The sequence below is a fragment of the Atopobacter sp. AH10 genome (assembly GCF_003664595.1).
GTDB lineage: Bacteria > Bacillota > Bacilli > Lactobacillales > Aerococcaceae > Atopobacter.
In genome coordinates this window covers 1-9994 of the sequence record NZ_QXPZ01000026.1, presented here as the reverse complement: position 1 = coordinate 9994, position 9994 = coordinate 1, and the positions used below count along the sequence as shown (strand labels likewise).

Below are 9994 nucleotides of genomic sequence, written 5' to 3'. Positions count from 1 at the left end.
TTAAAAATAACACCACCTCGGTGATAGGTGGTGTTTATGGTTATGAGTCAGGGAATTCAGGTTCTAATTGCAGCGCAAGTTGAAGCAAGAGATAATCCTGCCCTCTTGCGCTCCAAGCCTGTATTCCCAAAGGTAGCTTATTTGAGGTTTTGACCATTGGCAGAGAGATAGCCGGTTGCCCAAGTAAATTTTGTTGTTGGGTGAAAGGTGTCCACTCAAAACTGTCCTCGAACATGTCCCATATGAGCTGTAATTGCTTCTTTTTAGGGAAACTAGAGATACGCTGCAATTGTTCAATCATGTCTTGCTTGGGAGAGAATTTCCCTTGTTCAAAAGCAGGACCGTTTGTTGTTGGACTTAAAAAGATATCATAATCTTTGAAAAAGTTTTCCATGTGGGCGGCCATTTGATCCCAATAGGCAAGAATTTTTGAATAGTCAGCCCCAGTAATTACTTTTCCAACCTGTCCAATAGCAAAAGACATAGCTTCAAGGTCGCTAGAATCGATTGGACGATTAATCATCTGACTTAGACCTTCAAACATTACTTGGCTTTCTACAGCGTTGACCATGTAATACGTCTCCATGGCTTTTTTGCCGTCAAGTGGGAGGGGGACTTCTACTAGTTGGTGACCTAGGGATTCAAATATATGGAGTGCGTGATTAAAAGCTAGGCGGACTTCTGAATTCATGGAGAAGCCGGCAGGGACTTGATAGGAAAAAGCTATTTTGAGGGGCCTATTTAGGGCAAGCAAGTCTTTTTCTTCTATTTTTGGGCAATAAAAAGCGGCTTCTTTTTGAGCAATTTGCAGAGATTTGAGCATTTTCCAACAATCGCGAACACTACGATGCAAGGCAAAATCAATAGAAGCTCCCTGCCATGACCGATAGGAGTCTGGCCCTACCGGTGTACGACCTCTAGTAGGTTTTAGGCCGATCAAGCCAGTAAAGCTAGCTGGAATGCGAATAGATCCACCCCCATCGGAAGCAGTGACAGCAGGAACTAGGCCAGCTTTTAGGGCAGCAGCTGCTCCGCCAGAAGATCCACCAGGAGTGAGATTTGGGTTTAAAGGATGACTGACTGAACCTGTCCATATGGCGTCTGATGTATTTTTGAAACCAAATTCTGGAACGTTTGAACGCCCGACGATAATAAAACCGGACTTTTTGATCTGCTTGACGAAGTTGGAGTCTCTTTTAGCGATATAATTTTTCATTAACTGAGCCCCGCATGATGAAGGTTGACCAGCTTCTTCTTGCCCTAAATCTTTTAACAAGAGCGGAACACCAAAAAACGGAGCGAGATCTTGCTTATCTTTTAATTGGCTCAAGTAGTGGTCATAAGCTTTTGCTTTTTTTAAAGCTTCTCTTTCTTGTAGGTGACTAACGGCGTTTAAGCGACCGTTAAACTGATGAATATTGCAAAGAGCGGTAGTAACAGCTTCTGTGACTGACAGTTCTCCTTTTAAAATGAGATCTGCGACGTCACTGGCATCATGGTGAAATAACATATGAACTCCTTTCTGAAAGTAAAAAGTATCTATAGACTGGCCTTGCTTGGTTTCAGTAAGTTGTGGGGCACCCTTTCTGAAAGTAAAAAGTATCTATAGACGGGCTAGAAGAAATAGCAAAAACTCCAGTTCTAGCTTAGTGGACTAAGAACTGGAGTTGACATAGCTTATTATTCGAGAACTTGACTATCTGTTGGCAGTGGTGTTAACAGATTTTTCTTTTTGCGGTAGTAGTAGACTGGCACGCCCAATAAAGTCATGCTGATCCCAATTAAGGCCAAGCCTGGTTCTTGAATGAGTGTATAGATCAAGATGAAGATACCACCCAATAAGGCGATAATTGGAAGGAATGGGTAAAATGGCACCCGATAAGGACGTGTTAGATCAGGTTCTTTGTGCCGCAAAATAGGGACGGCCAAGAAAACCAAGCTATAGAACATCCAGATGACGAAAATCAACATATTGGTTAAAGTTTCGAAGCTACCAGAGAAGATCATCAGAACGGTTAGGGATAGTTCGAAAATGGCAGCAATATAAGGAATTGCTGTATGTAAGGAAATGCGACCTAAATATTTACTGAATGGCAACATGTTGTGTCTAGCCATTACAAATGTTAAACGCATCCCAGACATAACGTAACCATTCATCGCACCGTAAACTGAAATAATAATACCAATGGTGATTAACTTACCTCCGATACTACCCAATAAGTTGTTAGCGACTTGGGCAGCTAGATTCATGTTACCTGCGATTTCGTTAGCTGGTTGGATAGCCAAGAAAACATAATTAACTAGAAGGTAGATGACAATCACTAAAGCCAAACCTAGAGAGATCGTTTTAGGTAACTCTTTTGAAGGGTTTTTCAATTCGCCTGCGATACTTCCGACATGAATCCAACCGTCATAAGCGAACATGGTAGCTAATAAACCGCCACCCAATGCTTGCAAAAAGTTAGGACTTGCGCCTTGAACCAATGATTCTGTCATAAAACTAGTTGGTGCAGGAGCTTTGATTAAGCCGATGCCAATGATAGCAATTAAAGGAATTAATTTAGAAATGAGGGAAACAATTTGGAAAACCCCACTTGCTTTAGCTCCTAAGAGGTTAATCAAAACGATAGATGCCCCTGCTAAGGTAGCGATAGGAAGAGCAAAAGCAGCGTCTACTTGAAGAAGTAAAACAAGCTGATTCGCAAAAATGATGGATAAGGCGGCAATCATAGCTGGAATATAAATGATAATTTGTACCCACCCAAGGAGAAAACCAAAGAATTTCCCATATGTTCTCTCGATATAGGCCATCATGCCACCTGTCTCTGGAATTGCCGCGGCGAGTTCGGCGACTGTTAAGCCTCCACATAGGGTGATCAGTCCGCTGATCAGCCAAACTGCTAAGTGTAAACTCGGATTACCGGTTACTTGGGCAACGCTGGCTGTTTTAAAGAAAACTCCTGCGCCGATGACTGTTCCCATTACTGTCGATAGAGCAGTGAAAAAACCCAGGGAACGTTTGAGTTGGGGTTGATCGTTATTCTTAGTCATAGTATCCTCCTTTTTATATTTGTTTGCTTTTCTTGCTAGCTCCAAGTATTAAGGAAATGGAGTAGAAAGAAAAAAAGACGAGACACCGAAGTGACCACGTCTTTATCGGTAAAAATACTGTTTAGAAGTATACAGAAAACAAAGCTTGAACGCAAGCTATTTTAGTTTAACTTAAAAAAATGAGAATTTTTAGCCTGAGATGGGTATTAAGGATAAAATTTAGGATAGAAGCGTGATTTCTTTCCCTGAGCTTGGATTAGAAATAATTTTTAATCGTATAAAATATGGCGAAAAAAGAGAAGAGAATTCTATCATTTCAGAATTTATAAAGTAACTTTATGTTATAATGATAGCGGTAACATAAAAAGAATATAGCTAATAAAAAATCACTAGAATGACTGGATATCTCTTTGAATGGGAATGATTTTTAGAAGTTAAAAGGACTAGGATGGCTAAGGGCTAACGAGGGTGTGCTTTTAGGGAAAACAGGGCGGGAATTCTTAGACTTATAGATAGGCTTTGATGACCAAAAATAAAATATTCAGAAAAATCTTAGGCATAAATTGGAAGAATGGGCTGGGGCGAGCGGTGAAAAGCAGACAATAACAACTATCCGATGGGTGTGTTAGGAGGGCTGTAGCGTGGGAAAAGAACTGCAAACGATATTAGAAGGGATAGGCTTAAAATTAAAAGAGCCGATCATTTGGCAAGAAAGCTTACGGGTGATAACGACAGAGGTTGTCGCTGCAGTTCAAGTGGAGCAGGGGGCTGTTCTTGTAGAGAAGGATGGCGTAGTGAGATTGACCAATCTCAGTCTTTCTAGACTCATGCAACGTATTTTTTACCGAGTCGAAAGGGCCTATAGGTGTTATAGGCAACGTTCAGGTCATTACCATTATCAGCCTGTCTATAGTTTAGAGAGTTATTTTTTTCCGGCTATTTACATGGGGCATAGCGTTCGGGCTTGGATCAATCTAGGAGCAATTGATTATGTACAAATCCGTCAGCGAACAGCTTACTTTTTAGTGAATGGTAAGATGATCTGGCAGTTACCTAAATCTCTTTTAAGCCATCTAATTCAAGCGCCTGGTATTCAGTTGTTTTTAAGAGAGGAGGATATGGAGCGGTTGGATAAAGAGGAAGCTTGTTGCTATCGGATCGAAAGTTTGGCAGCAGTACTTACTTTAGAAAGAGAATAAAACTGGAGAAAAGTTTACTTTGTCTCTTTTGGAAGATATGGCGGAAAATATGAATTTGGGACGATTGAATTTGCTAGCTTAAAATAGCTTGGTCTAGGAAGCTTAGTGGGATGAGCTGTGCGACTAAGATTTGGTATGTTATAAACGGATTTGACTTGCTTGCGTACGATCTGACCTATTAAGACTTGATGTGCTACAATGGCTTAGGAGACTCGATTCTTTAGAATAACTCATGTGTACTAGGAGGGTTAATGTGCCGAAAATTACGAGTATAGCCTTACAAAAAGGAGATCGCCATCGCTATAATATCTATTTGGATGGGGAATTTTTCCTAGGCCTTTCAGAAAATGTTTTGGTTCATTTAGGCCTGTATAAGGGGATGGAGATTTCCAAACAAGAAATAGAAGAAGTTAAAGAGCTTGAACAGGATGCTCAATTGAAAACTTTAGCTATGCGCTATTTAGAAAGACGCTTGAGAACTGAACAAGAAGTACGAGATCATTTGAAAGAAGAGTCAGAAGACCTTGACCGCATTGAACGTATTGTGGCTCAGATCAAAGAAATGGGTTATATTAACGATCTAGTGTATGCAGAAAGTTACGTTAGAACCCAAATGAGAGTGCAAAAGTTGGGGCCTAAAGCCATATCAAGGGAGTTAATAAAAAAAGGCGTTCCCTTAGAGGATGTTCAAAAAGCAGAGGGAGAATATAAAAAAGAGATTCAGTTAGCTAACGCGGTCTATTTAGCAGGGAAAACAGCTCGTTCAAAGAAAAGCTTGTCTGACCGACAAATTCATCAAAAAATGCAAGAACACTTGATAAAGAAGGGTTACTCTTCAGATGTCATTCAAGAGGCGATTGACCAAGTGGATTTAACAGACTTGCTTGAAAATCAAAAGGATAGACTCATTCAAGCGGGAGAAAAAGCTTATAGAACATACCAGTCTAAAGCGAGTGGAAAAGAATTGAGACGGAAAGTTTATCAAAGCTTACTACGCAAAGGCTTTTCGTCAGAGGATATTGCGAATTGGTTAAGTGAACTTCCTTTAGAAGGAGATGCAGAGTGAAGGGGAAAAGAGAGACTAGAATTTTTTTGAAGGATTACGGAATCGATCTGTGGGAAGAAAAGAAGATTCAAGATTTCAGGAAAGCCTTGTTAGATTGGTATGACCAAAATAAACGCCATTTGCCTTGGAGAGAGACAAGGGATCCCTATAAGATTTGGGTGAGTGAAATTATGCTACAACAGACACAAGTGGCAACTGTTATCCCTTATTATTTGAATTTTTTGAAAAAATTTCCTACCATTAAACATCTAGCAGAAGCGGATACTTCTTCCATTGAAAAGGCTTGGGAAGGATTAGGGTATTATTCTAGAGTAAGGAATATGCGAGAAGCAGCTCGTATGATTCAAGTAGACTTTGGAGGGACTTTCCCAAGAGACTATAAGGCAGTTAGAGCCTTGAAAGGGATTGGTCCGTACACAGCCGGAGCTATCATGAGCATTGCCTATAATGAAGCCTACCCTGCTGTCGATGGAAATGTCATGAGAATTTTAGCTCGCTTGTTTGAGATTGACTTAGATATTGCTGAGCCGAAAAATAGGAAGGTTTTCGAAGTTCTATGTCAAGCCTTGATTAGCCCAGATAGACCAGGAGATTTTAATCAAGCTTTGATGGATTTGGGGAGCGACATTGAAGCGGCTAGAGGGTATCATGTGGAGGATAGTCCGGTAAAAGAATTTTCTGGAGCTTATATAAATGACACGATGGATCGTTATCCTATTAAGAAACGTAGGGTGAAGGTTCAAAAACAAACTTTTAAAGCGCTCATTATTGAAGAAACTAATGGACGTTTTTTGTTTAAGAAACGGCCTAAAGATGGACTTTTAGCCAATTTTTATATGATGCCTCTTTTAGATGAAAAAGAAGATGTAAAGGCTTATTTAGAAGCGTTGGGCTTTTCGAACTATCTTTTAGGTAAAAAAGCTCTAGGGCAAGTGAAACATATATTTAGTCACAGGGAATGGTTGATCGATTGCTGGTATGTTCAAGTTGACCGACTTCTAGAACTTGAGCCTTGTGAAGAGTGGCTATGGTTGAGCCCGAATGAATTTAATAGCCAGGCCTTTCCTAAACCCCAACACAAGATTTGGGAACTTTTTACAAAGTAATATTCAAACACCTTTAGAATATGCTATACTTTTTGATGAGAAGACTAGGCGTAATTAGCCGAATAATAGATAGAAAGTTGGCATAGTGATGTATCGGCCAAAAGAAGGAGAGTTCATCACTATTCAAAGTTACAAACATGACGGGACGTTACACCGAACATGGAGAGACAGTATGGTCTTAAAAACAAGTGATCATTCGATTATTGCCGTGAATGACCATACTCTCGTGACGGAATCGGATGGTAGGCGGTGGGTGACAAGGGAGCCTGCCATACTCTATTTTCATGATAAGTACTGGTTCAATGTGGTCGCGATGTTACGTTCGAAAGGAGTATCGTATTATTGCAATCTAGCTTCGCCCTTTGTTATTGATCAAGAAGCTTTGAAATATATCGATTACGATTTGGATGTAAAGGTCTTTCCGGATGGAGAGAAGCGTTTATTGGATATTGATGAGTATCGTAGCCACCGTCGAAAAATGAATTACCCAAAAGCGGTTGATCAGATTTTGATGGGGCAGGTTGAAGAGTTGGTTCGCTGGATAAAGGAAGAAGAAGGGCCTTTTTCGAAAGCTTTCGTTGATATCTGGTACGAACGATATTGCCAATTAACTCACCGCATGATGTAAAGAATAGTGAACATCGATGGCTTTTGTACTGAGAATAGAATTTTGCTCCAATAATTTCTCTTCTTGGTGAATAGAGTTGTCAAAATGAAAAAAAGAGAGTGCTTTAAAACTAGTGCTCTCTTCTTTTTTTGTTGTAAGCAGTTTTAAAAACTACAAATAAACAGATAAAAAAATGACTTTTGTCATTTTTTTGATATAATAATGGAGTAATGGGAGGGAAAAGCGTGCAGGCAATTAAATTAATGGCCATCGACATGGATGGAACCTTGTTAACGACTGATAAAGAACTAAGTTTAGTGAACCAAGAAAGCTTGAATCAGGCGATTGAAAGAGGGCATCGAGTGGTGCTTTGTACTGGACGACCGATGTCAGGGATTAAGCCTTTTTTAGACCGATTGGACTTCACTGATGATGATTTTATTATTGCTAACAACGGCGCTACGATTTTAGAAGCTAAAAGCCATAGACATTTAATGGATCGAGGGATTCCTAGCTTAGAAATGAAGCAACTCGTTGAAATGGCATTGTCTATTGGTGGAGAAGGCGTTGTTGTTGGACCAAATAGCTATTATTCCATTAAAGAAAAAGCTAACAAGACCATTTATCAAGACGCGGCTTTAATTCATGCCACTGTCAATTATCGTCCGTTTGAAGAATTGATGGAAGAACAAGAATTCTTTTACAAGTTACTGCTTGTGGACTGTAAAGAAAAGATAGATGCAGTGGAGTCTCGCATTCCGCAAACCTTACGAAATCACTACTATATTGTGCGAAGTCAGCCTTATTTGATTGAAATACAAGCTAAGGGTGTTCACAAGGGCTCCGGTTTAGCCTGGCTCTTAAAGCACTTGGGCTTGCAGAAAGAACAATTGGCGGCTATTGGGGATGCAGCTAACGATAAAGAAATGTTGGAAATGGCAGCTCTAGCAATTGCTATGGGAAATGCATCAGAAGAAATAAAGGCTCTAGCCGATAAAGTAGTAGCAAGTAACGACGATAATGGAGTCGCTCAAGCCATTAAATTTGTGTTTGAAGACTCTATAGAAAGGAGAGCTAAAGATGAAAAAGCGAAGTGAACAACTAGTAGAAATTTTGAAGCGACATAACGCTCGGGTAACAGAGCAAAGAATTGCTGTACTTGATGCGGTTATGAGAACGAATGTTCATCCAACAGCAGCGGAAATCTATGATCAATTAAAAGATAGATTTCCATCCATGAGCTTAGCGACTGTTTATAATAATTTACGTGTATTAACTTCGGAAAAAGTAATTGTTGAATTGCGGACATCTGGTGATTCATCTCGCTATGACTATTTTGAAAATGGTGAGCAACATTATCACGCTGTATGCCGGTCTTGCGGAAAAGTGGTCGATTTTTCCTATCCTGAATTGACAGATGTGGAACTCGCCGCTGCTCGTCTAGTGCATTTTCACGAAACAAGCCATCAGTTAGAAGTTTATGGCTTATGTGATGCTTGTTATCAAAAAAGCCACGAAAGTAATCGACTTCAAGCTTTATCGTAAAAGGGTAAGAAGCTAGTCTCTGTTACTTACCCTTGCCAAAGGACTAATTGACAAGCTGTATGTTCTAAAAAACTAGAACAAATGCAATAGTTTAATCCCTTGGGCATAAACAAAAGGGCACAACTCATTGGATTAAAAAAACGGGAGGGTCTGGCTTTACCCTCTTGATTTAGTTTATTAAATAAGAAGAAATAGGGTTATTTTATCTTAAGAAAAGGCAGTACGAAGGAAACAATCGCTAAGGAATACAGAGAAGGAGGGAAGTTATGATCGCAAATAGAGACAGGCGACAATTGGCTAATGGGAACACGATTCCAGTCATAGGATTAGGAACATGGAAGTCTGAAGGAGAAGAGGCGTATCAGACTGTTTATTCTGCTATAAAATTAGGATATGAACATATTGATACTGCTTCTGTGTATGGCAATGAAGTTGAAGTAGGTCAAGCTATTCATGACAGTGGAAAAGAACGTTCAAAACTTTTTGTAACCAGTAAATTATGGAACGATGCTGTGACGTATCAAGGGGCAATAGAAGCTTTGGAAAATTCCCTTTCAAGACTGAAGATGGACTATCTAGACCTTTACCTCATCCATTGGCCTAATCCTGTTGCGGTGCGTGAAAATTGGCAAGAACGCAATGCAGAAGTATGGAGAGCTATGGAAGATCTTTATAAAGCAGGCAAGGTTAGGGCAATTGGAGTATCTAATTTTATGCCTCACCATTTAAGGAGTTTACTTGAAAGTGCAAAGGTTAAGCCGATGGTCAATCAAATAAAATTAGCTCCTGGGATTTACCAAGAAGAAATCGTCAAATTGTGTCAAAAAGAAGGGATCCTTATTGAAGCTTATAGCCCATTTGGACATGGCGAAGTATTTAAACAAGAAGACCTGTTGGACTTGTCTAAAAAGAAAGCGGCCACTCCGGCACAGATAGCTCTGTCTTGGTCTTTACAACATGGATTTATACCTTTACCAAAATCTGTTCACTCGGAAAGATTGAAGAGTAATTTGATAAAAGAGGTGATATCTCTGACAGATGAAGAGATGAACTTCTTGGATCACTTGCCAGATATGGGAGATGCGCCAAATCCAGACGAAAAAAATTACTAAATTTAGGCCTTAAAAAAAAGAAAAGCCGTAGCGAAAATGCGTTTACATAGCTTTAAAATCAATAAAATAGTAGAGAATAAAAAAATGTTAAAAAAAGGCTTGACCTCGTCCTGATTTCTGTGCTAATCTATTAACCGTAGTCGCGCCGAAGCCTCTAGTGGTCAAGTCGACAAAAAAACTTTTTTCAAAAAAGTGCTTGACAAGAAAATGAAGCTTTGGTAAGATGTAATAGTTGTCGCTTCTACAAGACGACAACGGTTGACCTTTGACAATTGAACAAAAAGACGCACCAAAATGTGTAGGGGATG

General features: G+C 39.7%; 10 protein-coding genes. 7 read left to right on the top strand and 3 right to left on the bottom strand.

Annotation, left to right across the window (positions count from 1 at the left end):
• Positions 1-40: 40 nt before the first annotated feature.
• Both D3H64_RS06295 and D3H64_RS06290 read right to left on the bottom strand, forming a co-directional pair.
• Complete coding sequence (locus tag D3H64_RS06295) at positions 41-1510, bottom strand: amidase (protein WP_121565427.1); 1470 nt, start codon at positions 1508-1510, stop codon at positions 41-43.
• 170 nt (positions 1511-1680) lie between these two features.
• Positions 1681-3051 (bottom strand): APC family permease, encoded by a 1371-nt coding sequence (locus D3H64_RS06290; RefSeq protein ID WP_121565426.1) that lies wholly within the window; start codon positions 3049-3051, stop codon positions 1681-1683.
• A gap of 641 nt (positions 3052-3692) precedes the next feature.
• Between D3H64_RS06290 and D3H64_RS06285 the strand changes: the two genes are divergently transcribed.
• From D3H64_RS06285 to D3H64_RS06255, 7 genes are all read left to right on the top strand, one after another.
• Positions 3693-4250, top strand: a complete 558-nt coding sequence (locus D3H64_RS06285; protein WP_121565425.1) for a hypothetical protein — start codon at positions 3693-3695, stop codon at positions 4248-4250.
• 253 nt (positions 4251-4503) lie between these two features.
• Complete coding sequence (locus D3H64_RS06280) at positions 4504-5316, top strand: RecX family transcriptional regulator (protein WP_158589245.1); 813 nt, start codon at positions 4504-4506, stop codon at positions 5314-5316.
• On the top strand, positions 5313-6422 hold the full coding sequence (gene mutY / locus D3H64_RS06275) for an A/G-specific adenine glycosylase (RefSeq protein WP_233554907.1): 1110 nt from the start codon (positions 5313-5315) through the stop codon (positions 6420-6422). Before D3H64_RS06280 ends, mutY begins: the two co-directional genes overlap by 4 nt.
• 88 nt (positions 6423-6510) lie before the next feature.
• Positions 6511-7050: a DUF402 domain-containing protein gene (locus D3H64_RS06270; protein WP_121565423.1), complete on the top strand. Its 540-nt coding sequence runs from the start codon at positions 6511-6513 to the stop codon at positions 7048-7050.
• A 224-nt stretch (positions 7051-7274) separates the two neighbouring features.
• Positions 7275-8126, top strand: coding sequence for a Cof-type HAD-IIB family hydrolase (locus tag D3H64_RS06265; RefSeq protein ID WP_158589244.1), 852 nt, complete (start codon positions 7275-7277; stop codon positions 8124-8126).
• Entirely contained in the window at positions 8110-8574 is a 465-nt protein-coding gene (locus tag D3H64_RS06260; RefSeq protein ID WP_121565421.1) for a Fur family transcriptional regulator, read from the top strand. The genes D3H64_RS06265 and D3H64_RS06260 overlap by 17 nt, the downstream gene beginning before the upstream one ends.
• Positions 8575-8840: 266 nt before the next feature.
• A complete protein-coding gene (locus tag D3H64_RS06255; protein ID WP_121565420.1) occupies positions 8841-9686 on the top strand; it encodes an aldo/keto reductase in 846 nt (281 codons plus the stop codon).
• An 87-nt stretch (positions 9687-9773) separates the two neighbouring features.
• On the opposite strand, the gene D3H64_RS10415 is transcribed toward D3H64_RS06255, so the two are convergent.
• The coding region (locus tag D3H64_RS10415) for a hypothetical protein (RefSeq protein ID WP_233554906.1) at positions 9774-9994 on the bottom strand (221 nt) is incomplete at its 5' end.